The sequence below is a fragment of the Methylobacterium sp. 1A genome (assembly GCF_058072805.1).
In genome coordinates this window covers 705,773-731,006 of the sequence record NZ_JBYQVE010000002.1, presented here as the reverse complement: position 1 = coordinate 731,006, position 25,234 = coordinate 705,773, and the positions used below count along the sequence as shown (strand labels likewise).

Sequence of the window (25,234 nt, the reverse complement as noted above, 5' to 3'; positions counted from 1 at the left end):
GCGACCGGGCCCGGTGCGGATGCCAGCCTCGGAGGCGCCGCTCCGCGGGAAGACCGGAAGGGAGAGACCATGAATCTGCTGAAGCGGTTGTTCGGACGCGCCGATGCGGCACCGGCGGAGGCGGCGCCGGACGAACCGCTTCTCGTCAACGCCTACGCGACCGTGCGCGACCTGCCCGCGCTCTCCTTCGACCACGCGCTGAACGGCCGGCGGGACCTGTCCGACCCCGAATTGCAGCCGCATCTCGACGGGTTCATCGGCTACGTCATGGGACGGGGCGACGGGCAGATGACCGCCCACCGCTACCATCTCTGGCGCCACCTGCAGCGCGTCCGCAACCACGTCAGCTTCGCGGTCGCCGCGTCCGACCTGCCGCGCGTGGAGACCTGGGCGCTCGCGGCGAACGCCGTCCTCTTCCTGCCCGACGGCTCCGTGCGGGCGCCCGACATGGCGCTCCTCCTGTCGGCCGCGGGCGAGACGGATCCGGCCGCGCGTCTGCCTTACCCGCCCGACGCCGTCGCGCGCCGCGCCCGGACCCTGGAGCGCCTGGAGGATCTGGACCCGAAGCCGCCCGCCGGCATGCCCCCCGCGCTCGGCGAGGCGGAACTCGCGCTGCGACCGCCGGCGGAGGTGCTCCGGCGGGCTCTGGCCCTGCTCTACATCGCGGCCTGGGGGCAGGCCTTCGGCGCCGGCACGACGCTGCGCGAGCCGGGGCAGAGGACGCTGAATCCCACCGGCTTCGCGGCCCTGTCGCCGGCCGAGCGCGCCCAGATCGAGGCGGCGGACCCGAAGGACGCCGCGGCGGCGTCCTGGCGCTACGAGGCCGCGAACACCCTGCTGTGGGCGCTCGGCGTGCGCGCGGCCCGGATCGCCGACAGCGACGCCACGGTCGACGTCGACGCGCTCTGGCGGGCGGTCGCGCCGCTCGCCCGGGACGCGGGCGCGGCCGACGCCGCGCGGCTGCGGCCGCCCGGCGAGATCCTGGAGGCGCTGGACCGCGCGTGGCGGGCGCACTGGGTCGTCCGGCAGGCGCGGCAGAAGGGGACAGCCCCCGCGGGGCTCAACGGCGACGTCGTGGCGGAGCGCCACGTCGCGCTGAACTGGCTGACCGGATTCCAGAACGACCGCGACACGCCCTGGGACGCGACCGACACGCCGACGTGACCGCGCCGCGGCTCAGCGCAGACCGTCGAAATAGTCGAAGAACACGCGGTCCGGATCGTGCTCGTCGCGCAGCGCGCACAGCCTCTGCCACTTCTCGGGCGTGAACGCCTGGGCGACGATCTCGGGCTGCTCGACCGTGTTGGTCTCGCCGATGTAGTAGCCGATGTTGAGCGGCTTCAGCGCGGCGATCACCGCCCGATGCCAGGCGGCGTTGGCCTGATCGTCGTCCGCCTCGTGCCACATGGTCCAGGGGCCGCCATAGACCTTCGAGGTCATGGAGCGGGCCATGTTCCGCTGCGGCCCCGGGACGTCGGGTCCGCAGAAGATCGTCGACAGGAACACCGAGGTCGCCGAAGGCGCCCGCTGCCACAGGGGCAGGATGGCCGCCATCACCGCGCCGGGGCTGTGATTGGAGAAGGTGGCCTCGACCCGGGATCGCACGCCCTCCGGGAAGAGCGCGCCGGACGCGTCGAACAGCTGCTCGAAGTCGAGGGGCGTCACCCGCGCGCTCGACAGGGGCGCGACCGGTGCGTCATCGAGCGGCGCCAGCGCGCGCCTGGCCGCCTCCGGGGTGTCCTCGAAGGCGGTGGCGGTGACCATGCAGACCCAGCCGTTCCGGTCCGCCGCCGCCTCGGCCAGCGCGGGCGGCGCCTTCACGAGGAACTGGGTCAGCTCGACGCTCGGCGCGATCGTGGGCGCCGCCTCGCCGAGCCACGTGCCGACGGCCGGCGCATCCTCGAGGCGATAGAAATACTCGCTCCCGTGAATGGCTTTCGGCAGCGCGTGGAGCTTGAGGAAATACTTCGTGACGATCCCGAAGAAGCCCGGGCCGGCGCCGCGCGCGGCCCAGAAGAAGTCCGGGTTCTCGGTCTCGCTGGCCCGGATCCGCTCGCCCTGGGCGGTGACGAGCTCGATCGCCTCGAGGCTCTCGGTGCCGTAGCCCCAGACCGTGGGGTTCCAGGCCATGCCGCCGCCGAGGAAGTAGCCGCTCGCCTTGACCTGGGGGCAGTGGCCGGTCGGGAAGGCGAGTCCGTGGGCGTTGAGCGCCTTCTGGATGTCGCGGTTGCTGACGATCGGCTGGATGACGGCCCGGCGCTGCGCGACATCGATCGCCAGGATCCTGTCGAGGCTCCCGAGGTCGATCAGGATCCCGCCGTTGCGCAGGGTCGGCTGGCACCAGTTGTGGCCTCCGCCGCGGACGACGACCTTGAGGCCGTGCGCGCGGGCGAACTTCACGGTGGCGACGATGTCGTCCTCGTCGGCGGCCCTGACGATCATCTGCGGCGCCCGGTCGGGGATCAACCTGTTCCACAGGTTCCCGTGAAGCGCCTCCCGGAACTGCGGGTCGCCCGCGTCGATGACCGGGCCCTTGCAGGCCGTCCTCAAGGTCTCAGCATTCATGACTGGGCACTGCGCGGGCGTGGAGGCCCGCTCGGGCGACGGCGGCCTGAGCGGGCGGAGCAGGGCGGCCGATCTCGCGATCCGACCCTCAGTAGGGGACGCGGTCCGCCTTCTGGGCGTACTTCTTCCAGACCTCGACGGCCTCCGCGCGCATGATCTGCTGGGTCGGGATGGAGCGCTCGCCGACATCCTTCTTGAGCTCGGCGTAGATCATGCTGTCGTCGAAGCCGCCGTATTCCAGCGCGTCCTCGACCTGCGCCGCGTAGTAGACGTTCTTGACGCCGGCCCAGTAGGCGGCCGCCATGCACATCGGGCAGGGTTCGGCGCTGGTGTAGAGCGTCGCGTTCCGGAGCTTGAAGCTGCCCTGCGCCTTGCAGGCCTTCCGGATCGCCTCGATCTCGCCGTGCCAGGTCGGGTCGTTCTCGGCGACGACGCGGTTGGCGCCCTCGGCGATGATCTCGCCGTCCTGGACGATCACGCAGCCGAACACGCCGCCGGCACTGTCGACCAGCGACGTCTTCTCCGACAGGGCGATCGCCCGGGCCATGAATTTTTCGTGGTTGTCAGACATTGGAACCTCTGTCGTCGCGAAACGGGTCGGTTGGTCGAGACTATGAACCGCGGAGATTTCTTAATCGAGGGGCGGTCCCGATTGTTGTGTCGGACCGCACTAGACTTCGCGCGGCGTGCTTAACAACTCCGGGTCGGCCGACCGGCATTGGCTTCGGGTTGAGCGATGTCGCCGCGCGGTCCGGCCGAGCGGTGCGGGGTGTCACGGAGCGCGACCGCCGTCGAGCCGCGCGGGCAGGATCGGCAACGGGGCCGCGCGCGGATCGGGACGTTCCGCTGAAACCGTGCGTCCTGCGAACGCATGTTCGTCAGCCAGTAACGAGCGGCTACCCGCGGCTTGGCGACAGAATAGACAGGGGCGGAAGTGCCGCGTCAACGCCGGCCCGCGATCGCCGGCAGTCGAATTGTAAATATAGGGAAATGCAATAAAACGACCGTGAAGAGATGATCGATCAGGCTCTCCGGCCCGATCCGAGCAGCACATATGGCGCGTCGCGGTCGCGGCGGCGGCTCCTGATCGGGACGGCGGCGCCCCGCCTGAGACGGACGGACAAGAAATAATCCGTCCCGTCATGGCAGGGCGCCCCGACCCTGCGCCCCGACCCTGCGCCCCGACCCTGCGCCACACCCGGCGCCACACCCTCCGCCGCGCCCGGCGACGATCGTCTCCGCCCCGTCTTTTCATTGTCGCTCCGTCCCAGCTCGGCGGGGCTCGGGCGGAGCGGGCGCCGAAAAAGTCCGGCCTTCCGGGCCGCGCGCGCGGAAGATAAATATCGTGCAAGCGTTTCCGCTTAAAAGACGATCGCCGTAGAGAACGTGCTGTATTTACAATTAAAATTTTCGACCTCCGCGCTGAGGTCTTGACTCCGGTCGTAGATTGCCCGCTGATACAGGCATGCAGAGCAGTGCTGCCAATGGAGTGGCGGGCGCTCGATGCAAGATCAATTTTCGGTTGTTTATCCTCGTGTTCCGCGGCGCGGCAGATCCCTGCGGGTCCGCCGCCGCCTCGGTGCCGCGGTCCACGGACCGGCCGTCCGGGTCGCCGGAGGTGGCGCCTCTCGGCACCGCCCCGGACCCGCCGGGCGGTGACCGGGCGCGGCGCCGGGGGCCGCGCGAAGCCAACGCGCGAGTGCAGGCAGCCGTGCAACGGAAGCGCGTCGGTTCATGAGCGGTGCCACATCGTCCGTCAGCATCGTGACGCAGACGACCATCCGGCCGGAGAGCGCGGACGCCTTCGCCCGCTGGCAGGTCGACACCAGCGCCGTCGTCGCGGCCTTCCCGGGCTTCATCGAGCAGCAGCTGATCCCGCCGCGCCCGCCGCTGCAGGTGGACTGGGTGATCGTGCAGCGGTTCCACAGCCTGGAGCAGGCCAAGACCTGGATGGCCTCCCCCGAGCGGCAGGCCCGCATCCAGGGCGCCACGCCGATGCTCGTCGGCCGCGACGACGTCCACATCGTCAAGGATGACGCCGGCGCGGCCCGGACCTCGCCGGTCAGCGCGGTGATCAGCACCCGCGTGAAGCCCGGCATGGAGGCCGCCTACCTCCGGTGGGAGCAGAAGATCGCGGCCGCGCAGTCGCGGGCGCCCGGCATGCAGGGCTACCGGTTCGAGCCGGCCGTGCCGGGGGTGCAGGAGGACTACGTCGCGATCCTGCGCTTCGACAGCGAGGCGAACCTGCGCACCTGGATGGACTCGCCCGAGCGGCGGGCCCTGGTCGCCGAGGCGGCGCCGATGACCGCGGAATTCCACACGCGGACGGTGCAGAGCGGCTTCGAGCAGTGGTTCCGCAACGTCGCGCCGCCCGGAGAGGGCGCGCCCGCGGCGTGGAAGATGAACATGATCGTCGTGCTGACCCTCTACCCGACCGTGTTCCTGTGGGGCGTCCTGGTCGGCGCGCCGATCCTGGCCGGCATGCTGAAGATGGATTTCCCGGTCGCCCTGTTCATCGGCAACGTGTTCAGTGTCCTGCTCACCTCGCTGATGGTGCCCTGGACGGCCAAGCGGCTGGGCTGGTGGCTGACGCCGGATCCGGCGCGGCGGACCCGGGTCAACCTGCAGGGCGCCGCGCTGCTGATCGCCGCCTACGGGCTCATGATCCTCGTGTTCTGGAAGCTGTTTTGACCGGCGGCGCGCCCGGGCGGTCGCGGCCCGCGCGGCGCCGTCGCGGGCAGGGGCCGGGCGCGGGGACAGGGCGCGCGATGCTCCGGTCGGTGTCCCGGGCGAGCCCGCGCCCGGCGGCCGGCCTGCTGATCCTGGCCTGCGGGGTCGGTCTGGCCGGGTTCGCCCGCGCCGAGCCTGCGCCCGCTCCGGCCACGGCCGCGGCCAGTTCCTCGGCCACGTCGGGGACGGGTGCGGCCGACGGGACGCCCGTCGCGGCCGCGGCCCGCGCGCGGCGCCAGGAGGCCGCCGTTGCCGTCGCGGCCGCCACCGTGATGGCGGCGCCGCCGCCGTCCTTCTTCAACTTCTCCGACACTGTGGTGAGCTACCGCTTCCAGGGACCCTCGGCGGAGCCCGGCCTCCGGGTCCAGCGTCCCGACGGCCAGTTCGTGGGGCGCGAGGTCCCCAAGACCGTCATCAACCTGTTCCACGCCAACGCGTGGGCCTACGGCACCAACCTGCTCTCCCTCGACATCCTCCGGTCCGGATCCCAGGATCCGGCCGGCAATCAGGTTGGCCGGTTCGAGGGCGTCGGCGCCACCGAGTTCTACCTGATCTACCGGGGCGTCCTGAGCCTCAACAAGGTCTTCGACACGCAGGCCCTGGCCATCCCCGGCTTCGTGAAGGATGTCGGCCTGTCGTTCGGGGCCGACGTCAACACCAAGGACACGACCTTCGATTCCGAGAAGCGCGCCGGGACCTTCGGGCTGAGCTTCGCCTTCGACGTGCCGGCCGGGTTCGTGAACCTGAAGGTCCAGGGCTACAAGGAGTTCTCCCGCAACGGCTTCGCCGGATACGGGCCGGTGCCGGGCTTCGATTACGCGCACTTCCGCAGCGTCGAGTTCAAGATGACGCCGGAATTCGAGATCACCTACACGATCCCGCTGCCGTTCACCGGGCTGCCGCTGTCGCTCGCCGGCTTCAACACGATCGTGCTGCCCAAGGGGCGCTACGGTCGATTCAACGAGAACGACACCCAGCTGGAATTCGTCTCCCAGACCAACCTCGTGCTCGATGTCGGGCAGCTCGTCGCCGGCACGCCCAACCGGGTCGAGGTCTTCGCCGGGTTCCAGTACTGGCACAACAAGTTCGGGGGCGACCCGCGGCGCACGCTCAACACCGAGGAGAAGGCGCTGATCGCTGGGGTGGCCTACCACCTGAAATGAGCCCGCCGGGTCGGCGCGGTCGGGGACATGACGGGCCCGGTGTCGGGCCCGAAGAAGCGCGGCCTCAGGCGCGGACGAGCTTGCCCACGACGGCGAGCAGCTGCTCGGGCTTGAACGGCTTGGTGATCCAGCCGGTCGCCCCGGCCGCCTTCGCCTGCTGCTTGATCGCCTCGTCGGATTCCGTGCTCAGGAAGAGGATCGGCACGCCGGTGCAGCTCGGCAGCGTCCGCAGCTGCTTGATCATCTCCAGCCCGTTCATCACCGGCATGTTGAGATCGGTGATGACGAGGTTGACGCTCTCGCTCCTGGCCTTCGCGAGGCCTTCGGCGCCGTCGCCGGCCTCGATCACCGTGTGGCCGGCCGGGCCGAGCACCACCTTGATCATCTGCCGGATGCTGGGCGAATCGTCGACGGCGAGGACAGTGGCCATGACACGGATTCCGTTCTTGTGCCTGACGCGCGCCTAGAGGAGCGGCGCGCTGGGGTGTTCGATCGCGGCGCGCCGGAACGCGCTCTCGACCGCCGGGGGGACGTTGACCAGCGAGATCCCGGCGGCCCGACCCCGCGCCGTCCGTTCGGCCGCGAGCACGATCTGGACGAAGGTGACGTCCGCGCGCTCGACCGCCGCGCAGTCGAGGGTGAGGCGCGCCCCGCCGGCGAGCGCCGCCGCCAGCGTGTCCTGCAGCGCCCGGACGGTCCGGATGGTGCAGTCGGGACCGAGCGTGAGGACGGGAGCCTCGGACATGCGGGTTCGTGACCTCGACGACGGATGTGCGGGGCGACGCGCCGCCGCGCCCGAGTCAACACCGCGGCGGGTAAATTCTTCCTGAAGGTTCGGCCAATCGCGGACGGCCGACGCGGCCGCGGACCCAGCACAGGACGGAGGTCTGCGCCGCCTGGAACAGTGTTGATTGGCTAATACTGTGATCTGTGCCGGCCGTTGCGGCCATCGGCCGGGCGATAACGCTTTCTTCAACGGCGTTCCTTAGCCTCGGTCGGGTACCGACCGTGGGATTGTTCATGACCCGCGCGCGTCGGACGACGCCGAGAGACCCGCCCGCCGATGGCCTTCCAAGTCGCCCACGACATCCTCAGGCAGGTCCCGGACCGGTTCCGCCGGCCCGGGATGCGGCCCGAGGTGGGGCCCGAGGTGGGGCTCGATGACCGGCGCGGATCGGGCGCGGCGATCCCGGCCGCCCCGCTCCCGGAGGCGGCCGCGTCGTCCAGCGAGCCCGCGCCGCCGCCCGCCGCGATCGTGGCCGAGCCGGCGCCCGCCGCGCAGGCGGCCGACCTGCTCCAGGCCTGGCTCGGCCTCTCGGCGCAGCAGCGGACGCTGCTCGACGCCCTCGTCGCCGAGCTCGGGATCGTCTCCACCGACGTGGAGGCCAACGTCCACGGCCTGTCCAACCGCTTCCAGAGCATCGCCGCCACGACCTGCGAGCAGTCGGAGATCGTCCGGGGGCTCGTCGCCTCGGTGCAGACCGTCCGGATCGACGACCGGACCCTGCAGCTCGGCGACGTCGCCGCCGGCCTCGGCGAGACGCTCACCGCCCTGATCGAGCGGATCACCCTGATGTCGTCCCGCGGGTCGACCCTCGCGCAGGGTCTGGCCGGGGTGCTCGAGGGCCTGTCGTCGGTCGAGGGGAGCGTCGCGCAGATCGAGCGGATCAACCGCCAGACCAACCTGCTCGCCCTGAACGCCAAGATCGAGGCGGCCCGGGCCGGCGCCAGCGGCGCGGCCTTCGCGGTGGTCGCCGACGAGGTGCGCGGCCTCGCCACGACGATCAACGCCCTGTCGGACGTGATCAAGCAGCAGATCGGCACCATGGCGGCCGGCCTGCGCGGCAGCCATGCCCTGCTGGGCGACATCGCGGCGATCGACATGTCCGAGGAGAGCCGGACCGCCGAGACGCGCGTCCGCATGGTGATGCGGGCGCTGGTCGAGCAGAACGCGCAGGTCGCGGGCATCCTGCAGCAGACCGCCGAGACCACGCAGGCCATCACGCAGGACGTGTCGGCGGCGATCGTGGCGATGCAGTTCCAGGACCGGGCCAAGCAGCGCATCCAGAACGTCGAGGGCCTGCTGCGCTCGGCCGGCGCGGAGCTCGGGCGGCTCGCCGACCACAGCGCGGACGGCGTCGCGGCGCCGGATGCCGCGGCCGATCCGGCCTGGATCGAGGCGGCGATCGCCGGCTGCACCCTGGGGGAGGTTCGCGCGCGCCTGACCGAGCGCCTGCTCGGGGGGGCTCCGGCCTCCGAGACGCCGGCCGACGCCGCCGCCGACGATCTGGACGGCATCGACCTGTTCTGAGCGCGCCGGCGCGCGCCGAGGGCAGCCCGTTCGGGCCCGGTCCGCGGTCGCGCCGCGGCCGGGCCTTCCCGCGCCGGACCGGCCGCGTCCGGCCCCGTTCCCGGTTCCAGTCTCACCGCGATCCGCGCGCCGCCCGCAGGGACCTGCCGCGGCCCGCATCCGCGCGGCTGCGCGCCGGTGGACGTCGATGTTCGTCCACGCCCGTCCGCGTCCGTCCACGTCCGACCGAGTTCCTCGACGTTCGTCGACGCGCGCCGGTGCGCCGTGATGGCCGGAGCCGTGCCGCACCGCGCGCCCGAGATCCTGTGATCCGCGTGTCACACGATCGCAGTATCCGATAATCAAGCTCTTCGAACCTGATCTGGATATACTTCCCGTTCAGGGCTCAAATCTGTTCGTTAACCGAAAATTTCTGTTCCGATTATATACAACCCACGAAGTCAGGCGGCGGCTTCGCGTCGTGTCCCGTCACCGCGCGGTCGCCGCGCGCCGGGACAGTCTGTTCGACTGCTTGATCGCGAAGGACGCGGCCGGTCTCCGGTATCGGCGCGTCCGTTCGCGCTCGGGATCGGGCGGTTGGTTCTGTATCTGCGTTCTGTGTCCGGGGGTCCGTTCGTCCCATGACTGCTCTCGATCCCGCGGAGATCTTCCGCGCCGAGGCCGCCGAGCTGCTCGCCCGCCTGGAGACGACGCTGCTCGACCTCGGCGACCGCCCCGAGGACCGGGCCCTGATCGACACGGCCTTCCGGGCCCTGCACACCATCAAGGGCTCGGGCGCCATGTTCGGCTTCGAGCAGGTCGCCGCCTTCACCCACGATTTCGAGACCGCCTTCGACCGCGTCCGGCGCGGCGAGGTCCCGGTCGGCCGCGACCTCGTCAACGTCTCCCTCTCGGCCAAGGACTACATCCGCGGCCTCATCGAGGAGCCCGAGGCGAGCGCCCCGATCATCGGCGAGGCCATCCTGGCCGAACTCGAGCAGCTGCTCGGCGCCGCGTCCCGCCCGGCCGCCCCGTCCGCGCTCCTCCCGGAGCCGGCCGCCGAGCCGGCTGCGGCGGGGGAGGGCGGCTGGCAGATCGGCATCGCGTTCGCGCCCGAGATCCTCCGCAACGGGACCAATCCCCTGGCGCTCCTCGACGAGCTGCGCGACCTCGGCGCATGCACGATCGTGCCGCGCCTCGACGCGCTGCCCGAGCTGCCGGCCCTCGACCCCGAGAGCCTCGCCATCGGCTGGGACGTCACGCTGCGCGCGGCCGTGCCCCGCGAGGCGATCGAGGACGTCTTCCTGTTCGTCCGGGACGAGATGACCCTGACGCTCGTCCCGGTCTCGGCCGCGCCACCGGACGCCGCGCCCGAGCCGGCCGAGGCCGCACCGTCGCCGTCGGGGCCGCCGTCGAGGCCGCCGTCGGGGCTGCCGTCGGGGCCGCCGTCCGGCGCGGTTCCGGCCGCCGATCTCGCCGGCCGCGGGTCCGGCGAGACCGGACCGGCCGGGCCGGGGGCGGTCGAGCCCGCGGCCCGGGCCGCCGAGCGCGTCCCGGCCCGGCGGGCCGAGGAGCGGCCGGCCAGCAGCGTCCGGGTCGAGGCCGAGCGGCTCGACGAGCTGATGGACCGGGTCGGCGAGCTGGTCATCGCCCAGGCGCGGCTCAGCCAGCTCGCCGGCCTGCATGCCGATCCCGGCCTCAAGGCCATCGCCGAGGAGATCGAGCGCCTGTCCGCGCGGCTGCGCGACACCACGATGAGCATCCGCATGGTCGCCATCGGCGCCCTGTTCGGCCGCTTCCGCCGCCTCGTCCACGACCTCTCGCGCGATCTCGGCAAGCCGGTCGAGTTCGTCACCGCCGGCGAGGAGACCGAGCTCGACAAGACCGTGATCGAGCGCCTGGCCGACCCGCTCGTCCACCTGATCCGCAACGCGATCGACCACGGCATCGAGGCGCCCGAGCGCCGCGCGGCCGGCGGCAAGGCCGCCACCGGGCGGATCACGCTCACCGCCGAGCATGTCGGCGCGCAGGTGCTGGTGAGCGTGCGCGACGACGGCGCCGGGCTCGACGCGGCCCGCATCCGCGCCAAGGCCGAGGAGAAGGGCCTGTGCGCGCCGGGCGCGGTGCTCACCGACCAGCAGATCTACCAGTTCCTGTTCGCGCCGGGCTTCTCGACCGCGCAGGAGATCTCGGCCCTGTCGGGGCGCGGGGTCGGCATGGACGTCGTCAAGAAGACGATCGAGAGCCTGCGCGGCACGATCGACATCGCGACCGAGCCGGGCGGCGGCACCTGCGTGGCGCTGCGCCTGCCGCTGACGCTGGCGATCATCGAGGGGCTGCTGATCCGGGTGGGGGAGGGACGCTACGTCATCCCGCTGGCCGCGGTGGAGGAATGCGTCGAGCTGCCCGCCAGCGAGCGCGGCGGCCGCGGGCGGGACTTCCTCAACATCCGCGGCGCGCTGGTGCCGTTCCTGCGGCTGCGCAGCCTGTTCGGGGCCGCGGGCGAGCCGGACCTGCACCAGAAGGTGATCGTGGTGGCCGCCGGTGAGGCGCGGGTCGGCCTGGTGGCGGACCAGATCATCGGCAACCACCAGACCGTCATCAAGTCGCTGTCGAAGCTGCACGCGGACGTGGCGACCTTCTCCGGGGCGACGATCCTGGGTGACGGCACGGCCGCGCTGATCATCGATGTCGGCCGCCTCGTGAGCGGCGGGCGCGCCGAGGGCGTGCGCGAGTACCAGGAGGTGGCGTGATGAGCGGCGGCGTGGCGCGCGGAGTCGTCGAGCCCGGCCCGCAGGCGGCCGCCGACGGCGGCCAGCGGGACGGTCGGCAGGGCGGCCAGCAGGTGGTGATGTTCCGGATCGGCTCGGAGAGCTTCGCGCTGGAGGCCGGGATGGTGCGCGAGATCATCGATCCGATCCCGGCGACGCGGGTGGCGGGGGCGCGCCCGCATATCGATCGGATCGTGAACGTGCGCGGCAACGTCGTGCCTCTGGCCGACATCCGCGAGCGGTTCGGGATGCCGGCGGCGTCGGCGAGCCCGGACACGCGCTTCCTCGTCCTGGAGGTGCCGGTAGCGGGCGACCCCGTGGTCGTCGCGCTGGTGGCCGACAAGGTGTTCGCGGTCACGGAGGTCGATCCGGCGCAGTGCGAGGCGGTGCCGCCCGTCGGCACGACTTGGCGCCCGGAGTACATCCGCTCGATCGTCAAGGCGGGGGACGAATTCATCATCGTCCCCGAGCTCGAGCAGATCCTCGACTGAAGTCTTTCCGAAGTATTTCCGAAGTCCCGTCAGAATCTCGTGTTTGCGTAGGGGTAAAGGGCGATGCGTTTCTCGATCAAGGCCAAGCTCGGGGTCGGCTTCGGCGCGATCCTCGTTCTCCTGGGGACGGCCAGCGGGGTCGGCTACCAGAGGCTCACGGCCGCCGACGCGACGATGAAGTACGTCCTGAGCCGCGCCGAGATCCAGAAGCAGGTCCTGGAGGGCAAGGCGCACGCCATCCGCAGCGCGTTCAACGTCCGCGGAGCCCTGATCAGCCCGGACGAGGCGCAGATGACGGAGTTCGCCAAGCGCTCGGCGACCAACCACGGTGACGCCATGGCGTCGCTGGCCAAGGTGAAGCCCCTGCTCATGACCGACGAGGGCAAGCGGCTCTACGAGGACCTGTCGGCCAAGTACGAGAAGCAGAACGCGCTGGGGAACCGGGCTCTGGAGCTGACCCGCGACAATTCCAACGGGAAGACCTGGGCCGAGATCAATGCGGCGGGTCGCCCGGCGCTGGCCGCCCTGCGCACGGACCTCGACGCCCTGATCAACACGGCGACCGACGCCCAGAGCCCCGCCGGAGAGCGGCTCGCCCGGGTCGCCGCGGTGTTCAAGAGCCGGGTCGAGCGGGCCTGGGGGCAGCTGACCTCGGCCACCGGGACCACGAGCGTCGACGCGCTCCAGCAGCGCGTGGCCCTCGCCAAGCAGTCGCGCGAGGAGATCAACCGGTCGGTGGACGAGCTCGCGGCGGCGGCCCAGGCGGCGGGAATCGCCGTGACGGCCGTCCGCGAGCGGTTCGGGACCTGGGCGTCCTCCTTCCAGCGGGCGATCGCCCTCGTCGAGATCGGCAGCTCGGTGAAGGCGGCCGAGGTCGCCTCGGGCGAGTACGCGACGGTGAGCACGACGGCGATCAACGCGTTCGAGGCGCTGGCGGATCGGCAGAAGCGGTTCATGGACGACGCCGCGGCCCAGGCCAACGCGGAATCCGCCCAGGGTCAGACGATCCTGCTGAGCGTGGCGGCGGCCGCGCTCCTCATGGGCCTCGGCATCGCGACCTGGCTCGCGCTGTCGATCTCCCGCGGCCTCGGCCGTGCCGTCTCGCTCGCCGACGCGGTGTCGATGGGCGACCTGAGCCAGACCGCGACGGTCACGACCAACGACGAGCTCGGCGACCTCGTCGGCGCCATGGGCCGCATGACCGAGAACCTGAACGCGACCGCGGCGCTCGCCAACGCGATCGCCCAGGGCGACCTCACCGTGGAGGCCCGGCCGCTCTCCGACAAGGACACGATGGGCCTCGCCCTGCAGACCATGCTGTCGAAGCTGCGCACCGTCGTGGCCGAGGCGACCGCGGCGGCCGGCAACGTCTCGGCGGGGTCCCAGGAGCTCTCGGCCTCGGCCGAGCAGCTGTCGCAGGGTTCGACCGAGCAGGCCTCGTCGACCGAGGAAGCCTCGGCCTCCATGGAGGAGATGGCCGCCAACGTGAAGCAGAACGCCGAGAACGCCAGCCAGACCGAGACGATCGCCCGGCAATCGGCCCAGGACGCCGAGGCGAGCGGCATCGCCGTCGGCCGCGCCGTCGAGGCCATGCAGACCATCGCCCAGAAGATCACCATCGTGCAGGAGATCGCCCGCCAGACCGACCTGCTGGCGCTCAACGCCGCCGTGGAGGCGGCCCGGGCCGGTGAGCACGGTCGCGGGTTCGCGGTGGTCGCCAGCGAGGTGCGCAAGCTCGCCGAGCGCAGCCAGGCGGCCGCGGCCGAGATCGGCACGCTCTCGTCCGACACCGTCAAGGCCGCCCAGCAGGCCGGCGACATGCTCGGCAAGCTCGTGCCCGACATCAAGAAGACCGCCAGCCTGGTCGAGGAGATCACCGCCGCCTGCCGCGAGCAGGATGTCGGCTCGGGCCAGATCAACCAGGCGATCCAGCAGCTCGACAAGGTGACCCAGCAGAACGCCAGCGCCTCCGAGCAGGTCTCGGCCACCTCCGAGGAGCTGGCCACCCAGGCCGAGAAGCTGCAGGCGACGATCGCCTACTTCCGGATCACCGAGGCGGCCGCGCCGGTGGCCGGTGTCGACCATGCGGTGACGCGGCTGCGCGCGACCGCGGCGCGGATGGGCACGCCCTCGGCGGCGATCCGCTCCCCGAGCCCGAAGCGGGCGGGCGCGCGCGGCCCGGCCGGGGGCGGCGGCTTCGCCCTCGACATGGGCGAGGGCGACGCGCAGGACGCCGCCTTCACCCGGGTCGCCTGACACCTCGCCCGAGGCCCGGATCCGCGCGGTGCCCGTGCCCGCGCGGATCCCGCCGCCGTCGTCAGCCGCCGTCGCGAGCCGCCGTCGCGCGCCGCGCTCCAGCCGGAGATCCTGCATGTCCAGTGTGTGGCAGTACCTGACCCTCGGCCTCGGGGCCGAGACCTTCGGGATCGACGTCGAGCACGTCCACGAGATCCTCGACTACCGGGTCCCGGCCGCGCTTCCGCAGGCGCCGGCCTTCCTGCTCGGCATGATCGACGTGCGCGGGCAGAGCTACCCGGTGGTGGACCTGCGGACCAAGCTCGGCCTGCCGCCGGTGGCGCGCACGCCGGCCACCCGGATCATCCTGCTCAACGTGCCGATGCCCGGCCGGGCGCTGCGGGTCGGGTTCGTGGCCGACCGGGTGATCGAGGTGACCGAGCTCGACCGGGCCGAGATGGAGGCGGCGCCCGAGGTCGGCGGGCGCTGGAACGCCCGCTACATCGCGGGGATCGGCCGCCGGGGCGAGGCCTTCGTGGTGGTGTTCGACCTCGTCGCGCTCATGGACGGCGACGGCCCGGCCCTGGTCGCGACCCCGCAGGCCGCCTGAGGGATCCGCCACCATGGAGGCCGATCCGGGTCACCTGAGCGACCGGCATTTCCGCTCGGTCGCCGACCTCGTCCAGCAGCATGCCGGCATCCAGCTCCCGCCGGCCAAGCGCACCATGGTCGAGGGGCGGCTGCGCAAGCGCATGCGCGCCCTCGATCTCCCGACCCTGGAGGCCTACGGCCGCCACCTGTTCGAGGCCGGCCACCTCGCGGACGAGTTCCCGCACCTCGTCGACTGCGTGACGACGAACAAGACCGACTTCTTCCGCGAGCCCGCGCATTTCGACCTGCTGCGCGAGACGATCGTGCCGCGGCTGGCGGCGCGGGGCGACCGGCCGCTGCTCAAGGTCTGGAGCGCGGCGGCCTCGACCGGGGCCGAGGCCTACACGCTGGCGATGGTCCTGCACGACATGGCCGCCGACCGGTTCCGCTACGCCATCCTCGGGACCGACATCTCCGCGGAGGTGCTCGACCGTGCCCGGACGGCGATCTACCCGGCCGAGATGCTCGACGCCGTGCCGCCGGACCTGCGCCGCCGCTACGTGATGGTCGCGCGCGATCCGGCCCGGCGCGAGGGGCGGATCGTGCCGGAGCTGCGCGCCCGGGTGCGGTTCCAGCGGCTCAACCTGATGGACGAGACCTACCCGATCGACCGGGACGTCGACCTCATCTTCTGCCGCAACGTGCTGATCTACTTCGACAAGCCGACCCAGAAGGCGGTGGTCGCGCGCCTGGCCGGGCACCTGCGCCCCGGCGGCTACCTGATCGTCGGCCATTCCGAATCCATGGCGGGCGTCGGCGTGGCCGGCCTCGACCAGATCTCCTCGACCGTCTTCGGCAAGCTGCGGGAATCCGGCCGGTGAGCGCGTCCAGACCGATCCGCGTCCTGATCGTCGACGACTCGGCCTCCGTCCGCCAGACGCTGTGCAGCATCCTGGGGACGGCGCCCGACATCGAGATCCTGGGCACCGCCGCCGATCCGTTCATCGCGGCGCGCCGCATCCAGGAGGAGATCCCGGACGTCATCATCCTCGATCTCGAGATGCCGCGCATGGACGGCCTGACCTTCCTGCGCAAGATCATGGCGCAGAAGCCGCTCCCGGTGATCGTCTGCTCGACCCTGACCGAGGCCGGGTCCCGGATCCTGTTCGAGGTGCTGGAGGCGGGCGCCGTCGACGTGCTGCCGAAACCGCGCGTCGACACCCGCCAGTTCCTGCTCGAATCCACGGTCCGGGTCTGCGACGCGGTCCGGGCCGCCGCCCGGGCCAAGCTGCGCGGGAGCCGGCCGTCCCGGCCGCTGGTGGAGGCGAAGCTCTCGGCCGACGTCGTCCTGCCGCCGCCCGTGCCCGGGCGCGTCGTGGCCGGGACCGACCGGATCGTCTGCATCGGCGCGTCGACGGGCGGCACGGAGGCGCTGCGCGACGTGCTCGAGGTGCTGCCCGCCGAGTCCCCCGGTCTCGTCATCGTGCAGCACATGCCGGAGCACTTCACGGCGGCGTTCGCCAAGCGGCTGAACGGCCTCTGCGCGATCGCCGTCAAGGAGGCGGAGGACGGCGATCCCGTGGTGCGCGGCCGCGCCCTGATCGCCCCGGGCGGGCGGCACCTCATGGTCGAGCGCCGGGGCGGCAGCTACGCGGTGTCGGTGAAGGACGGTCCCCTCGTCGCGCGCCACCGCCCGTCGGTCGACGTCCTGTTCCGGTCGGCCGCCCGGGCCGCGGCCGCGAACGCGCTCGGCATCCTGCTGACCGGCATGGGCGACGACGGCGCCAACGGCCTGCTGGAGATGCGCCGCGTCGGGGCGCAGACGGTCGCCCAGGACGAGGCGAGCTGCGTCGTGTTCGGGATGCCCAAGGAGGCGATCGACCGCGGTGCGGCCGCCAAGATCCTGCCGCTGGAGCAGATGCACCTGGAGATCCGGCGCTTCGGCCTGTCCGCGGGGCGCTGAAGCCGCGCCGAGGGCCGGTGCCGGCTCAGGACTGGTCGCGTTGCCCGGCCAGCGCGTCGGCCACCGCCCGGCGCCCTCGCGTGCGGCTGGACGGCTGGTCCGCTGCGCGCCGCGTCCGGCCCGTACCCGTCTTCACCGACCGGCCTCGAGGAAGCTTCTTGCTTCCGCCGCGCCGCGCGCTGCGCTGCGTGATCTGTTCAGGGTGGGGACCCTGTTCCTGCGTCCCGGAATCCAGCAGGTGCTGAACACCGGGCGGATGCTCGGGCACGCGGAACAGGCGGGCCAGCCCGTCGGCGACGCCCCGAAGAACGGCATCGGCCTGCTCGTGATCGTCCTGGCCCTGTACGACGATGAAACTCATCTGCGCACCCGGATGGTTCGTTCAGGTCCTCAACTCGACACGCTGCGAAGGGTTGCCTGGGCCTGTCGGAAGTCATCCGACGATTATGCGAATCCGCACGTCATGAACGTCATGTAATCAACTGGTGGTCGTATCTCGGTGAATAATGAATGATTGTGCCCGGTGGTGACGGCGACTCGCGACGAGTCCCGGAGTCTTGCTCAACGCACGGTCGGATCGCGTTCGGGGCGATACCGGGCAGAGTTGTGCTGGTGCGCCACGGCACGCGCTGCGCAGCGCGACGGCGGTTCAGTGACCGGGCGACGGGGAGTCGGACCGGTCAGGGCCGATCCGGCCGGCCGGCTCACGCGGCGTAGCGGTCGAGGGCCAGATCGTCGCTCGCGATCTCGGGGGCCCGTCCGGACACGAGGTCGGCGAGCAGGCGGCCCGATCCGCAGGCCATCGTCCAGCCCAGCGTGCCGTGACCGGTGTTGGTGAACAGGTTCCCGACCCGCGTGCCCCCGACGATCGGCGTGCCGTCCGGCGTCATCGGCCGCAGGCCGGTCCAGAACGCGGCTCGGTCGAGGTCGCCGCCGGCCGGGAACAGGTCCTGCACCGAGCGCGCGAGGGTCTCGCGGCGCGGCAGGCGCAGGGCGCTGCTGAACCCGGCGAGCTCGGCGGTGCCGCCGACGCGGATGCGGTCGCCGAGCCGGGTGATCGCGACCTTGTAGGTCTCGTCCATCACCGTCGAGACCGGCGCGGCCGCCGGATCGGTGATGGGGAGCGTGAGCGAGTAGCCCTTCACCGGGTAGACCGGCAGGGCGATCCCGAGGGGGCGCAGCAGGGCCGGCGTGTAGCTGCCCAGCGCCGCCACGTAGGCATCCGCCCGCAGGAGGTCGCCGTCGGCGGTCTCGACCGCCGTCACCCGGTCCCCGACGTGATGCAGGCGCGCGATCGCCGTGCGGTAGCGGAAGGTGACGCCGAGGCCCTCGCAGATCGCGGCGAGGCGCTGCGTGAACAGGTGCGCGTCGCCGGTCTCGTCGCCCGGCAGCCGCAGGCCGCCGACGAAGACGTCGCGCACGGCGGCGAGCGCCGGCTCGGCACTGACGCAGCCGGCCGGGTCCAGCACCGTGTAGGGCACGCCGTAGGCGTCGAGGACGCGGGTGTCGTCGCCGACATGGTCGAGCTGCTTCTGCGTCCGGAAGAGCTGGAGCGTGCCCTTCTCCCGGTGGTCGTAGGCGATGCCGGTCTCGGTGCGCAGGTCGCGCAGCGCGTCGCGGCTGTACTCGGCGAGCCGGACCATGCGGCCCTTGTTCCGCTGGTAGGCCTCCTCGGTGCAGTTCGCGAGCATGCGCGTGAGCCACGCGTAGAGGCGGGGCTCGAGCCGCGGCCACAGCACCAGGGGGCGGTGCCGCATCATCAGCCACTTGAGCGCCTTCACGGGGATCCCGGGCGCCGCCCAGGGGGCCGAGTAGCCGGGCGAGACCTGCCCGGCATTGGCGAAGCTGGTCTCCAGGCCGGAGCCCGGCTGGCGCTCCAGCACGGTGACCCGATGGCCGGCCCGGGCGAGGTAGTAGGCCGAGGTGACGCCGACGACGCCGCCGCCGAGGATGAGGACGTGCATGGCGGGCCTCAGGCTCCGAGATAGATGCGGTGGAAGCGGTGGCCGAGGCTGGTCAGGACCTCGTAGCCGATCGTGCCGGCGGCGGCTGCGACGGCGTCGACGTCGCGCTCCGGCCCGACGATGTCGACGAGCGCCCCCGGCCCGAGGGTGCCGGGCGCCACGTCGGTGACGTCGAGGACGAGGCTGTCCATCGAGACGCGCCCGACCACGGGCAGCCGGACGCCGCCGAACCACGCCGCGCCGCCCGCCGTGCTGCGGAAGAACCCGTCCGCGTAGCCGATCGCGACCGTGGCGAGGCGGCTGTCCCGGGCGACCGTGGCCGCGTGGCCGTAGCCGACCGGCGTCCCCGCCGGGACGCCGCGCGTCTGCATCACGCGGGCCCGCAGGCCGATCACCGGCCGCATCGGGTTCGCCGCGCCCTCCTGCGGGGCGATCCCGTAGAGGGCGGCGCCGGGGCGCACCATGTCGAAGTGGAAGTCCGGACCGAGGAAGATCCCGGACGAGGCCGCGAGGCTCGCCGGCACCGTCGGCAGGCGCCGCCGGACCGCCTGGAAGGCGGCGCGCTGCGCCGCGTTGACCGGGCTGTCGGGCTCGCCCGCGCAGGCGAGGTGGCTCATCACCAGCCGTAGGTCGAGGCCCGCGAGGGCGTCCGGCCGGTCGAGGAGCGCGCCGACCTCGTCCGGGGCGAGGCCGAAGCGGGCCATGCCGGTATCGACCTGGAGGATCGCCGGCAGGCGCCGCGCGCGCCGCCGGGCCAGGCCCTGCCAGCCGTCGAGCTGGGACCGGTCGTTGAGGACGGGCACGAGGTCGTGGTCCGCGCAGGCCGCCTCGCTGCCCGGGGCGGCGCCGTTGAGCACGGCGATCGCCGCCCCGGGGCCGAGGATGGACCGGAGGGCGACGCCCTCGCCGACCTGGGCGACGAAGAAGTGCCGGCAGCCCGCGGCGGCCAGGACCGGCGCGACCCGGTCGGCGCCGAGGCCGTAGGCGTCCGCCTTGACGACGGCCGCGCAGGCGGCCGTCCCGGCTCGCGCGGCGAGCAGGCGGTAATTCTCCGCGATGGCCGCGAGATCAATCGTGAGGAGGGCGGAGGCCGTCCCGGCCGGGCCCGCATCGGGCCGGAGCTCGCGGTCGATCATGCTCATGGCGGCCCTCGGAACGGCGCTCGGATGCAGTGCCAAAAGGCTACACGAAGGATCGTCGAACGAGCGTGCATCCTGTCGAAGAGATTTGAGTTTCGAGCTTGGCCGTGGAAGTATCTGCGGCCAGTTCGAAGATCCTGCGAGGCGCGCGTGGACGCGATCGACCGCCGCATCATCCAGGCCCTGCGCGGCGACGGCCGGATCAGCAACGCGGATCTCGCCGCGGCGGTCGGCCTGTCGGCGTCCGCCTGCCATCGCCGCGTGCGGCTGCTGGAGGAATCCGGAATCATCCGGGGCTACACCGCGCTGATCGGCGGCGCGGTCGACGGGCCGGGCCTCGTGGTCCTCACGCAGTTCACCCTGGACCGCCAGACTGAGGACTATCTCAACCGGTTCGAGGCGGCCGTCCGGCGCTGTCCCGAGGTGCAGGACTGCTATCTGATGACCGGGACGGCCGATTACCTCGTGAAGCTCAAGGTGATCGACGCGGCCGACTACGAGCGGCTGCACAAGGATGTCCTGTCGCGGCTGCCGGGGGTCGCCCGGCTGCAATCGAGCTTCGCGATCCGGACTGTCGTGGCCGCCGGCCGGCCGCTCTGAAGGAAGCCCCGCCATGACGCCGAGCACCGAACCGCGCTGGGACGCCCCCTGCGACCTGCGCCTCCACGACGCCGCGCTCGCCGAGGGAAGCCGGGCGACGATCGACATCCGGGGCGACCGCGTGGCGGCGCTGCGGGATCCCGGCGCGCCGCTCCCGCCCGCCGGCCGCACGATCGATCTCGGCGGCGCCCTGGTGCTGCCGGGCCTGTCGGACGGGCACGTCCACCTCGACAAGTGCCTGCTCGGCCTGCCGTGGCGCCCGCACGCGGCGGCGGGGTCCGTCCGCGCGATCATCGACGACGAGAAGGCGTTCCGCCGCGCCACGCGGATCCCGCTCGCCGAGCAGGGCGCCGAGGCGCTGCTCGAACGCATGCTCCGCGGCGGCACGACGAGCCTGCGGACCCATGTCGACGTCGACGACGTCACGCGGCTCGACCACCTCGCCCAGATCCTCGACCTGCGGGCGCGCTGGGCCGACCGCCTGCAGATCCAGATCGTCGCCTTCCCGCAGAGCGGGATCCTGGGCTGCCCGCCGGTCGCCGACGACCTGGACGCGGCCCTGCGGATGGGCGCGGACCTCGTCGGCGGCCTCGATCCCGTCGGCATCGACGGAGACCGCGACGGTCACCTGGACATCGTCTTCGCCCTGGCCGAGCGGCACGGGCGGGGCATCGACATCCATCTCCACGAGGGCGGCGCGGCCGGACTCGCCACGATCGCGGCGATCGCGGCCCGGACAGCGGCGGCCGGGCTCGGCGGGCAGGTCACGATCAGCCACGCCTTCGCCCTCGCGGAGGCCGACGACCTGGAACTCGGCCGGATCGCCGAGGCCCTGAACCGGGCCGGCGTCGCGATCCTCAGCAGCGTGCCGGGCGGGGCCCGATGCCCGCCGATCCCGCGGCTGCGCGAACTCGGCGTCCCGGTCTGCCTCGGCACCGACAACGTCCGCGACTGCTGGAACCCCGCCACGGTCACCGGCATGGTCGCCCGCGCCCAGCTCGCCGCCTACCGGTTCGACCTGCGCACCGACGCGGACCTCGCGGCGTTGCTGGCGCCGATCACCGCCGTCCCGGCGCGGGTGCTGGGCCTCGGCCCGGGCACGGTGGCGCCCGGCGGGCGGGCCGACCTGATCGCCTTCGCGGCCGGCGGCGTGCCGCAGGTGATCGTGGAGCGCCAGGAGCCCGTGCTGGTCGTGGCGCGGGGCGCCGTCGCGGTCGACCGGCGCGGCGCGGCCGCCGGGGACCCGCCGCCGTGAACGACCGCGCGCTGCGCTACCTGCTGGCCGTCGTGCGCGCGGGCTCGGTCCGGGCGGCCGCCGATGTCCTGAACGTCGCCGCCTCGGCGGTGAGCCGGCAGATCATCGAGCTGGAGGCGCAGGTCGGCGAGACCCTGCTCGAGCGCCTGCCCCGGGGCGTGGTCCCCACCGAGGCCGGCCGCCTCGTCGCCGAGCACGCGCAGCGGCAAGCCGACGAGGCGGCCCTGCTGGAGGACCAGCTGAAGCGCCTGCGCGGGGTGCAGCGGGGCACGGTCAGCCTGCGCTGCGGCGCCGGCTTCCTGATCGACCTCCTCGACAACGCCCTGGCCGGCTTCGCCCAGGACCATCCGGGCATCGCCTATCAGGTCGAGATCGGAACGACCGACGGGATCCTCGCGGCGATCGCCCGGGGGGACGCGGATATCGGCCTCGTCTACAACCCGCCCGCGCACCCGGACGTCCGCGGGATCGTCTCCGCCCGGCAGCCGCTCCTCGCCGTCCTGCCGATGGGGCATCCCCTCGCCGACGGGGCGGCGCCGGTCCCGCTGCGCAGCTTCGCCACCGAACCCGCCGCCCTCCTGCCCCCCGACCACGGGGTCCGGCAGCTGATCGGCCGCGTCGAGGCCGACGGCGGATTCCGGCTGGTGCCGCGGCTGGAGACGGCGTCCTTCGAGCTGCACCGCCGCTTCGTGATGGCCGCCATGGGCGTCGCGTTCCTGCCCCGCTTCGTGGTCGCGGCCGAGCTGCGCGACGGTCTCCTTGAGGCGGTTCCCCTGCGCGACGCCATCCTGTCGGAGGCGAGCGCCCACCTCGTCGTCCGCGCGGGGCGGCGCCTGCCGGAGGGCGCGGCGCGGCTGCTCGGCTGGCTGGCCGACCACATGGTGGCGTTCCGGCCGCCGCCGGCGTGACGAGAGCGTGCGGATTTTCCGCACGCCTCGTGCAGAAATCGGTTGTTGTCGCAACGCTCGTTTGCCGGAACTATCGTGCCGCTTCGTGAGGACGGATCGGCATGACCATCGCAACGGTAGGCGTCGTCGGGCTCGGTAACATGGGTCTGGGCATGGCCGCGACCCTGGCCCGCAAGGGCTTCGCGGTCCAGGGCTACGACCTCAGTCCGGCCCGGCGCCCCGCCGCCGAGGCGGCCGGCGTGACAGTCCTCGACGCCCTCAACGACGTGCTCGGCCGGGCCGACGCCCTGGTGTTCTCGCTGCCGCTGGCGCGGGACGTGGAGGCGGTGGTCACCGCGGAGGGCGGGCTCCTGTCCCGGACCGACCGGAAGGTGGTGGTGATCGACACCTCAACCTCGGATCCCGGCACGACCCGCCGCCTCGCCGAGCGCCTTGCCGCGGCCGGTCACGCCCTCCTCGACGCCCCCGTGAGCGGCGGCCCGTCCGGCGCCGCCGAGGGCACCCTGACCATGATGATCGGCGGCGCCGAGGCGGATTACGAACTCGCCCGTCCGGTCCTGGAGGCCATGTCGGCCCGCGCGCCGCATGTCGGGCCGTCGGGCGCCGGCAACATCGTCAAGCTCGTCAACAACCTGCTGGTGGCGGCCCATCTCGTGACCACAGGCGAGGCCCTGCGCCTCTCCGAGGCGGCGGGCCTCTCGGCCGAGGAGGCCGTCAAGGTCGTCAACACCGCGACCGGCCGCAGCGCGATCAGCGAGGTCATGGTCCCGCGCTGGGTCCAGTCCGGCACGTTCGACAGCGGCTTCTCGGCCGGCCTGATGCGCAAGGACGTGCGCCTCGCCCTCGAACTCGCCGCCGAATGCGGGATCGACCTGCCGCTCTCCGCCGAGGTGAAGCGGATCTGGCAGGCGACGCAACCCGCCATCCCCGACACGGCCGACTTCACCCGCATGGCCGATTACCGCGATCCCAAGGGAGCCCACTGATGTCCGGCACGCCGCACTCGCCCGCCGCCGACCGGGTCGCCGCCCTCCTGGCCGACCTGCTGCCGGGCGGCCGCATCGGCAGCGTCGTGGCCGGCGAGGTCCTCGCCGGGACCGGCGCCGCCCTCGATCTCACCAACCCCGCCGACGGCGGCGTGCTCGCGACCTTCGCCGATGCCGGCCCGTCGGTCGTCGAGGCCGCCATGGCGGCGGCTCGCGACGCCCAGCGCGCGTGGTGGGGGATGACCGCTGCCGCCCGCGGTCGCGCGATGTGGGCGGTCGCCGCCCTGGTCCGGCAGCATGCCGGCGCGCTCGCCGAGCTGGAGACCCTCTCGGCCGGCAAGCCGATCCGCGACACCCGCGGCGAGGTCGCCAAGGTCGCCGAGATGTTCGAGTACTACGCCGGCTGGTGCGACAAGCTGCACGGCGACGTCATCCCGGTCCCGACCTCGCACCTGAACTACACCCGCCACGAGCCCTTCGGCACCGTGGTGCAGATCACCCCCTGGAACGCGCCGATCTTCACCGCGGGCTGGCAGATCGCGCCGGCGATCTGCGCCGGCAACGCCGTGGTGCTGAAGCCCTCCGAACTGACGCCCCTGACCTCGCTGGCGTTGGGCGTGCTCTGCGACCGGGCCGAGGGGATGCCGCGCGGCCTCGTCTCGGTGCTGGCGGGCGCCGGCCCGACCACCGGCGCCGCCGCGGTCGCCCATCCCGAGACGCGGCTCGTCGTGTTCGTCGGCTCGGCCGAGGCGGGCGCGCAGATCGCCGCCGCGGCGGCCCGCGCCATCGTGCCGAGCGTGCTGGAGCTCGGCGGCAAGTCGGCCAACATCGTGTTCGCCGACGCCGACCTCGACCGGGCGCTGATCGGCGCGCAGGCCGCGATCTTCGGCGGCGCCGGCCAGAGCTGCGTGGCGGGCTCCCGGCTCCTCGTGCACCGCTCGATCCACGCGTCCTTCGTCGAGCGCCTGTCCCGCGCCGCCGCGCGCATCCCCGTGGGCGCGCCGACCGACCCGGAGACGCAGATCGGCCCGATCAACAACCGGCGCCAGCGGGACAAGATCGCCGACATGGTCGAGGCCGCCGCGGGGGCGGGCGCCACGATCGCGACCGGCGGGGCCTGCCCCGCCGCCTTACGCGACACGGGCGGCTTCTACTACGGCCCGACCATCGTGGACGGCGTCGCGCCGGACGCGGCGATCGCCCGGGAGGAGGTGTTCGGCCCGGTCCTGGCGGTCCTGCCGTTCGACGGCGAGGACGAGGCGATCGCGCTGGCCAACGGCACGCCCTACGGCCTCGCCGGCGCGGTCTGGACCCGCGACGGCGGGCGCGGCCACCGGGTCGCGGCGGCGCTGCGGGCCGGCACCGTCTGGGTGAACGGCTACAAGACCATCAACGTGGCCTCGCCGTTCGGCGGCTTCGGCCGTTCGGGTTTCGGCCGCTCCTCCGGCCGCGAGGCGCTGATGGCCTACACGCAGACCAAGAGCGTCTGGGTCGAGACCGCCGCCGCGCCGGCCGTGACCTTCGGCTACGTGGGCTGAGCCCGACGCCACGGGCGCAATGACCGAGACGATCTAACGCCAAGC

General features: G+C 72.7%; 22 protein-coding genes. 15 read left to right on the top strand and 7 right to left on the bottom strand.

The genetic code is table 11. The annotated features are described in order from the left end of the window. The first annotated feature begins 69 nt into the window (after window positions 1–69). Window positions 70–1,164 (top strand): DUF4272 domain-containing protein, encoded by a 1,095-nt coding sequence (locus ACX9MN_RS23770; RefSeq protein ID WP_489725624.1) that lies wholly within the window; start codon window positions 70–72, stop codon window positions 1,162–1,164. Window positions 1,165–1,176: 12 nt separating this feature from the next. On the opposite strand, the gene ACX9MN_RS23765 is transcribed toward ACX9MN_RS23770, so the two are convergent. Both ACX9MN_RS23765 and ACX9MN_RS23760 read right to left on the bottom strand, forming a co-directional pair. Beyond that, the gene (locus tag ACX9MN_RS23765) at window positions 1,177–2,565 is read right to left on the bottom strand and encodes an FAD-binding oxidoreductase (RefSeq protein ID WP_056529842.1); all 1,389 of its coding nucleotides are present in this window, start codon (window positions 2,563–2,565) and stop codon (window positions 1,177–1,179) included. An 88-nt stretch (window positions 2,566–2,653) separates the two neighbouring features. After that, window positions 2,654–3,136: a nucleoside deaminase gene (locus tag ACX9MN_RS23760; RefSeq protein ID WP_056529845.1), complete on the bottom strand. Its 483-nt coding sequence runs from the start codon at window positions 3,134–3,136 to the stop codon at window positions 2,654–2,656. Window positions 3,137–4,299: 1,163 nt separating this feature from the next. Between ACX9MN_RS23760 and ACX9MN_RS23755 the strand changes: the two genes are divergently transcribed. Then, a complete protein-coding gene (locus tag ACX9MN_RS23755; RefSeq protein WP_489725623.1) occupies window positions 4,300–5,256 on the top strand; it encodes an antibiotic biosynthesis monooxygenase in 957 nt (318 codons plus the stop codon). Window positions 5,257–5,333: 77 nt separating this feature from the next. Further along, the gene (locus ACX9MN_RS23750; protein WP_489725622.1) at window positions 5,334–6,458 is read left to right on the top strand and encodes a hypothetical protein; all 1,125 of its coding nucleotides are present in this window, start codon (window positions 5,334–5,336) and stop codon (window positions 6,456–6,458) included. A gap of 64 nt (window positions 6,459–6,522) precedes the next feature. Here the strand turns inward: ACX9MN_RS23750 and ACX9MN_RS23745 are convergent, their stop codons facing one another. Together ACX9MN_RS23745 and ACX9MN_RS23740 are read right to left on the bottom strand one after the other, a co-directional pair. Continuing rightward, window positions 6,523–6,888: a response regulator gene (locus tag ACX9MN_RS23745; protein WP_020091072.1), complete on the bottom strand. Its 366-nt coding sequence runs from the start codon at window positions 6,886–6,888 to the stop codon at window positions 6,523–6,525. A 33-nt stretch (window positions 6,889–6,921) separates the two neighbouring features. Next, window positions 6,922–7,203 carry an STAS domain-containing protein gene (locus ACX9MN_RS23740; protein WP_489725621.1) on the bottom strand — a complete coding sequence of 94 codons (282 nt, stop codon included), beginning with the start codon at window positions 7,201–7,203 and terminating at the stop codon, window positions 6,922–6,924. A gap of 318 nt (window positions 7,204–7,521) precedes the next feature. Between ACX9MN_RS23740 and ACX9MN_RS23735 the strand changes: the two genes are divergently transcribed. The 7 genes from ACX9MN_RS23735 (at window position 7,522) to ACX9MN_RS23705 (ending at window position 16,799) form a co-directional block, all read left to right on the top strand. Continuing rightward, window positions 7,522–8,769: a methyl-accepting chemotaxis protein gene (locus tag ACX9MN_RS23735; RefSeq protein WP_489725620.1), complete on the top strand. Its 1,248-nt coding sequence runs from the start codon at window positions 7,522–7,524 to the stop codon at window positions 8,767–8,769. 620 nt (window positions 8,770–9,389) lie between these two features. Further along, the gene (locus ACX9MN_RS23730) at window positions 9,390–11,501 is read left to right on the top strand and encodes a chemotaxis protein CheA (RefSeq protein ID WP_489725619.1); all 2,112 of its coding nucleotides are present in this window, start codon (window positions 9,390–9,392) and stop codon (window positions 11,499–11,501) included. Further along, window positions 11,501–12,010 (top strand): chemotaxis protein CheW, encoded by a 510-nt coding sequence (locus ACX9MN_RS23725; RefSeq protein ID WP_020091068.1) that lies wholly within the window; start codon window positions 11,501–11,503, stop codon window positions 12,008–12,010. The genes ACX9MN_RS23730 and ACX9MN_RS23725 overlap by 1 nt, the downstream gene beginning before the upstream one ends. A gap of 63 nt (window positions 12,011–12,073) precedes the next feature. Beyond that, on the top strand, window positions 12,074–14,266 hold the full coding sequence (locus ACX9MN_RS23720; protein WP_489725618.1) for a HAMP domain-containing methyl-accepting chemotaxis protein: 2,193 nt from the start codon (window positions 12,074–12,076) through the stop codon (window positions 14,264–14,266). 115 nt (window positions 14,267–14,381) lie between these two features. Next, window positions 14,382–14,855 carry a chemotaxis protein CheW gene (locus ACX9MN_RS23715; RefSeq protein WP_026604606.1) on the top strand — a complete coding sequence of 158 codons (474 nt, stop codon included), beginning with the start codon at window positions 14,382–14,384 and terminating at the stop codon, window positions 14,853–14,855. A gap of 13 nt (window positions 14,856–14,868) precedes the next feature. Beyond that, window positions 14,869–15,717: a CheR family methyltransferase gene (locus ACX9MN_RS23710; RefSeq protein WP_447694376.1), complete on the top strand. Its 849-nt coding sequence runs from the start codon at window positions 14,869–14,871 to the stop codon at window positions 15,715–15,717. Then, window positions 15,714–16,799, top strand: a complete 1,086-nt coding sequence (locus ACX9MN_RS23705; protein WP_489725617.1) for a protein-glutamate methylesterase/protein-glutamine glutaminase — start codon at window positions 15,714–15,716, stop codon at window positions 16,797–16,799. The genes ACX9MN_RS23710 and ACX9MN_RS23705 overlap by 4 nt, the downstream gene beginning before the upstream one ends. 25 nt (window positions 16,800–16,824) lie before the next feature. On the opposite strand, the gene ACX9MN_RS23700 is transcribed toward ACX9MN_RS23705, so the two are convergent. From ACX9MN_RS23700 to alr, 3 genes are all read right to left on the bottom strand, one after another. Next, window positions 16,825–17,160: a hypothetical protein gene (locus tag ACX9MN_RS23700; protein WP_091675933.1), complete on the bottom strand. Its 336-nt coding sequence runs from the start codon at window positions 17,158–17,160 to the stop codon at window positions 16,825–16,827. A 343-nt stretch (window positions 17,161–17,503) separates the two neighbouring features. Continuing rightward, window positions 17,504–18,763: a D-amino acid dehydrogenase gene (locus ACX9MN_RS23695; protein ID WP_489725616.1), complete on the bottom strand. Its 1,260-nt coding sequence runs from the start codon at window positions 18,761–18,763 to the stop codon at window positions 17,504–17,506. Between the two features lie 8 nt (window positions 18,764–18,771). Next, window positions 18,772–19,905, bottom strand: coding sequence for an alanine racemase (alr, locus tag ACX9MN_RS23690; RefSeq protein WP_489725615.1), 1,134 nt, complete (start codon window positions 19,903–19,905; stop codon window positions 18,772–18,774). Between the two features lie 147 nt (window positions 19,906–20,052). On the opposite strand from alr, the gene ACX9MN_RS23685 reads away from it, so the two are divergent. From ACX9MN_RS23685 to ACX9MN_RS23665, 5 genes are all read left to right on the top strand, one after another. After that, window positions 20,053–20,502, top strand: a complete 450-nt coding sequence (locus ACX9MN_RS23685; protein WP_020091060.1) for an Lrp/AsnC family transcriptional regulator — start codon at window positions 20,053–20,055, stop codon at window positions 20,500–20,502. A 13-nt stretch (window positions 20,503–20,515) separates the two neighbouring features. After that, the gene (locus tag ACX9MN_RS23680) at window positions 20,516–21,757 is read left to right on the top strand and encodes an amidohydrolase (protein WP_489725614.1); all 1,242 of its coding nucleotides are present in this window, start codon (window positions 20,516–20,518) and stop codon (window positions 21,755–21,757) included. Beyond that, a complete protein-coding gene (locus ACX9MN_RS23675) occupies window positions 21,754–22,665 on the top strand; it encodes a LysR family transcriptional regulator (protein ID WP_331300154.1) in 912 nt (303 codons plus the stop codon). Before ACX9MN_RS23680 ends, ACX9MN_RS23675 begins: the two co-directional genes overlap by 4 nt. 101 nt (window positions 22,666–22,766) lie before the next feature. Further along, a complete protein-coding gene (locus tag ACX9MN_RS23670; protein WP_489725613.1) occupies window positions 22,767–23,651 on the top strand; it encodes an NAD(P)-dependent oxidoreductase in 885 nt (294 codons plus the stop codon). Beyond that, window positions 23,651–25,189, top strand: coding sequence for an aldehyde dehydrogenase family protein (locus tag ACX9MN_RS23665; protein WP_489725612.1), 1,539 nt, complete (start codon window positions 23,651–23,653; stop codon window positions 25,187–25,189). Before ACX9MN_RS23670 ends, ACX9MN_RS23665 begins: the two co-directional genes overlap by 1 nt. Window positions 25,190–25,234: the final 45 nt, after the last annotated feature.

Coding starts and splice junctions, on each gene's coding strand:
- ACX9MN_RS23765 (WP_056529842.1), bottom strand. CDS start 2,565: ATGAATGCTGAGACCTTGAGGACGGCCTGCAAGGGCCCGGTCATCGAC.
- ACX9MN_RS23770 (WP_489725624.1), top strand. CDS start 70: ATGAATCTGCTGAAGCGGTTGTTCGGACGCGCCGATGCGGCACCGGCG.
- ACX9MN_RS23680 (WP_489725614.1), top strand. CDS start 20,516: ATGACGCCGAGCACCGAACCGCGCTGGGACGCCCCCTGCGACCTGCGC.
- ACX9MN_RS23735 (WP_489725620.1), top strand. CDS start 7,522: ATGGCCTTCCAAGTCGCCCACGACATCCTCAGGCAGGTCCCGGACCGG.
- ACX9MN_RS23755 (WP_489725623.1), top strand. CDS start 4,300: ATGAGCGGTGCCACATCGTCCGTCAGCATCGTGACGCAGACGACCATC.
- ACX9MN_RS23710 (WP_447694376.1), top strand. CDS start 14,869: ATGGAGGCCGATCCGGGTCACCTGAGCGACCGGCATTTCCGCTCGGTC.
- ACX9MN_RS23720 (WP_489725618.1), top strand. CDS start 12,074: ATGCGTTTCTCGATCAAGGCCAAGCTCGGGGTCGGCTTCGGCGCGATC.
- ACX9MN_RS23700 (WP_091675933.1), bottom strand. CDS start 17,160: ATGAGTTTCATCGTCGTACAGGGCCAGGACGATCACGAGCAGGCCGAT.
- ACX9MN_RS23665 (WP_489725612.1), top strand. CDS start 23,651: ATGTCCGGCACGCCGCACTCGCCCGCCGCCGACCGGGTCGCCGCCCTC.
- ACX9MN_RS23725 (WP_020091068.1), top strand. CDS start 11,501: ATGAGCGGCGGCGTGGCGCGCGGAGTCGTCGAGCCCGGCCCGCAGGCG.
- ACX9MN_RS23670 (WP_489725613.1), top strand. CDS start 22,767: ATGACCATCGCAACGGTAGGCGTCGTCGGGCTCGGTAACATGGGTCTG.
- ACX9MN_RS23695 (WP_489725616.1), bottom strand. CDS start 18,763: ATGCACGTCCTCATCCTCGGCGGCGGCGTCGTCGGCGTCACCTCGGCC.
- alr (WP_489725615.1), bottom strand. CDS start 19,905: ATGAGCATGATCGACCGCGAGCTCCGGCCCGATGCGGGCCCGGCCGGG.
- ACX9MN_RS23760 (WP_056529845.1), bottom strand. CDS start 3,136: ATGTCTGACAACCACGAAAAATTCATGGCCCGGGCGATCGCCCTGTCG.
- ACX9MN_RS23745 (WP_020091072.1), bottom strand. CDS start 6,888: ATGGCCACTGTCCTCGCCGTCGACGATTCGCCCAGCATCCGGCAGATG.
- ACX9MN_RS23740 (WP_489725621.1), bottom strand. CDS start 7,203: ATGTCCGAGGCTCCCGTCCTCACGCTCGGTCCCGACTGCACCATCCGG.
- ACX9MN_RS23715 (WP_026604606.1), top strand. CDS start 14,382: ATGTCCAGTGTGTGGCAGTACCTGACCCTCGGCCTCGGGGCCGAGACC.
- ACX9MN_RS23730 (WP_489725619.1), top strand. CDS start 9,390: ATGACTGCTCTCGATCCCGCGGAGATCTTCCGCGCCGAGGCCGCCGAG.
- ACX9MN_RS23750 (WP_489725622.1), top strand. CDS start 5,334: ATGCTCCGGTCGGTGTCCCGGGCGAGCCCGCGCCCGGCGGCCGGCCTG.